The organism is Kitasatospora sp. NPDC091257, assembly GCF_044757675.1.
Classification (GTDB): domain Bacteria; phylum Actinomycetota; class Actinomycetes; order Streptomycetales; family Streptomycetaceae; genus Kitasatospora; species Kitasatospora lactacystinica.
Genome location: NZ_JBIVVI010001173.1, coordinates 1 through 2802 on the forward strand (window position 1 = coordinate 1; position 2802 = coordinate 2802).

At 73.0% G+C, this 2802-nt stretch carries 1 protein-coding gene and 1 pseudogene; both read right to left on the reverse strand.

Annotated features, from left to right (window positions below; all coding sequences use genetic code 11):
- Window positions 1-64 precede the first annotated feature (64 nt).
- Window positions 65-553 carry a glutathione peroxidase gene (locus tag ACIQOV_RS35905; RefSeq protein ID WP_380551748.1) on the reverse strand — a complete coding sequence of 163 codons (489 nt, stop codon included), beginning with the start codon at window positions 551-553 and terminating at the stop codon, window positions 65-67.
- Between the two features lie 186 nt (window positions 554-739).
- Window positions 740-2125 (reverse strand): annotated as a pseudogene (gene gcl, locus ACIQOV_RS35910) (glyoxylate carboligase); the annotation flags it as partial.
- Window positions 2126-2802: the final 677 nt, after the last annotated feature.

Sequence of the window (2802 nt, forward strand, 5' to 3'; positions counted from 1 at the left end):
CCCGGGTGCGAGCACGGCGAAGGCCCGGGGCTGCGGGCCCCGAGCCTTCGTGGTGCGCGCGCGGTCAGGCCGGCAGTGCGGCCTCGATCGCGGTGATCAGCTCCGGCGCCTCCGGGTCGACCGGGGGGCGCAGGCGCGCGACGACGGTGCCGTCCGGGGAGATCAGGAACTTCTCGAAGTTCCAGGAGACGTCCCCGGCCTGGCCGTCGGCGTCGGCGACCTCGGTGAGCTTGGCGTACAGCGGGTGGCGGTCCTCGCCGTTGACGTCGATCTTCTCGAACAGCGGGAAGGTCACGCCGTAGGTGGTGGAGCAGAAGGTGCGGATCTCCTCGGCGCTGCCCGGCTCCTGCCCGGCGAACTGGTTGCAGGGGAAGCCCAGCACGGTGAACCCGCGCCCGGCGTACCGCTTCTGGAGCCGCTCCAGGCCCTCGTACTGCGGGGTCAGGCCGCACCGGGAGGCGACGTTGACGATGAGCAGCGCCTTGCCCTTGTGGTCGGCCAGCGAGGTGGCCGCGCCGTCGAGGGTGCGCAGCGGGATGTCGTACAGGCTCACGGGAGTGGTCCTTTCGGGGAGTCGTCGGGCCGGGCCTCTTCCGGGGCCACGGTAGCGGCCGTGACCTGATCAACCGCGGTCGGCGTGCCGGTGTTCCGGGTGCGGGGGCGCGTGGGGGCGTGCGGAGCGGCTCGTCCGCCCCCGCGCGACCGGCCGCGGCGCGTTCGGAGCGGGCCGAGCGTGCGTTCAGAGCGCCAGCGGCCTGATGGCCGTCGGGGCGTGCTCCGGGAGGGTGGCCGTCTCCTCGAACTCGTTGACCTTGTCGATGTCGGCGGCGGCCATCGAGATGTTGGTGACCCGCTCCAGGATCGCCTCGACCACGACCGGGACGCGGAACTCCGCGGCCAGCTTCTTGGCCTCCTCGAACGCGGGCAGCAGGCCCTGCGGCTCGGTGACCCGGATCGCCTTGCAGCCCAGGCCCTCGACGACCTTGACGTGGTCGACGCCGTAGACGCCCAGCTCCGGGGAGTTGACGTTCTCGAACTCCGGGTTGACCTGGTAGTCGATGTCGAAGCTGCGCTGCGCCTGGCGGATCAGGCCCAGGTAGGAGTTGTTCACCAGCACGTGGACGTACGGGATGCGGTGCTGGGCGCCGACCGCCAGCTCCTCGATCATGAACTGGAAGTCGTAGTCGCCGGAGAGCGCGACGACCTGGCCCCCGGGGTCGGCGGTGGCGACGCCCAGCGCGGCCGGGACGGTCCAGCCGAGCGGGCCGGCCTGGCCGCAGTTGATCCAGTGCCGCGGCCGGTAGACGTGCAGCAGCTGCGCGCCGGCGATCTGGGACAGGCCGATGGTGGTGACGTAGCGGGTCTCCGGGCCGAAGGCCCTGTTCATCTCCTCGTACACGCGCTGCGGCTTGAGGGGCACGTCGTCGAAGTGGGTGCGGCGCTGGAGCAGGGCCTTGCGCTCCTGGGTGGAGGCGGCCCAGGTGCCGCGGTCCTTGAGGGTGCCGGCGGCCCGCAGCTCGCGCGCCACCTCGACGAACAGTTCCAGCGCGGCCTTGGCGTCGGAGGCGATGCCGAGGTCCGGGGCGAAGATCCGGCCGAGCTGGGTGGGCTCGATGTCGACGTGGACGAAGGTGCGGCCCGCGGTGTAGACGTCCAGGCCGCCGGTGTGGCGGTTGGCCCAGCGGTTGCCGATGCCGAGGACGAAGTCGGAGGCGAGGAAGGTCTCGTTGCCGTAGCGGTGCGAGGTCTGCAGGCCGACCATGCCGGCGTTCAGCCGGTGGTCGTCCGGGACGATGCCCCAGCCCATCAGGGTCGGGACCACCGGGACGCCGGTGAGCTCGGCGAACTCCAGCAGCAGCTCGCCGGCGTCGGCGTTGATGACGCCGCCGCCGGCGACGATCAGCGGGCGCTCGGACCGCTGGAGCAGCGCGACGGCCTTCTCGATCTGGGTGCGGTTGGCGGCCGGCTTGTAGACCGGCGGCGGCTGGTAGGCCTCCGGGTCGAAGTCGATCTCGGTGAGCTGGACGTCGATCGGCAGGTCGATCAGGACCGGGCCGGGGCGGCCGGAACGCATCAGGTGGAAGGCCTGCTGGAACACGCCGGGGACCTGCGCGGCCTCCAGCACGGCGGGGTCCGTCGGGGCGTCAAGAGGAATTCAACAGAATGTGGAAGCCTCGGGCGGGGTCGGCGGTGGGGTGGCGGCGGGTCGGCGGCGGGGCGGGAAAACGGGCCGGGAGCAGGGCGGCGCGGCGCGGCCGGACCGGCGGGGATTCGCATGCCCGAACGGCAGTCGCGCTGGTGTACCCGGGGAACCGGACGCTCCGCGCCGGGAAGCGCAGCCGGTGTGCAGTGGCGGTGAAGGGACGGTGCCGGTCGTCGGCCCGCCCCGCCGCGCTGGGTACCGTCGGTGGCACGCCGGGCCCGTGACGTCCAACTGAGGCCGCGGCAGGGGGGTTTGGGAGCGCCGCGGAGCGGGGGAACTCCGCCGGTGGCCCCGTCCAGGACCAGCGTGCCCGGTCCGCCGCACCCGAGCGAGGGACGCACCCCCCTGGCCGCACCGACCCGACACCCGCCGCCGCGCTCTGGTCCGCCCGGACCCGCGGCCGTACCGCTGTCGCCGCCCCCGGCGCGGTCCCTTCCCCACTTCTTCCTCGTGCTCCCCTTCTTCCTCGTGCTCCCCGCCCTTGCAACGGCGCGCCCGCGGCGGCGGGCGCGCGGGAGGAACGTCCCCATGCGCTGCTGCACCCCCCAAGGGAGAGCACAAGTCTGTACACCACTCACACGTAGTCATCGCGGTTGGCC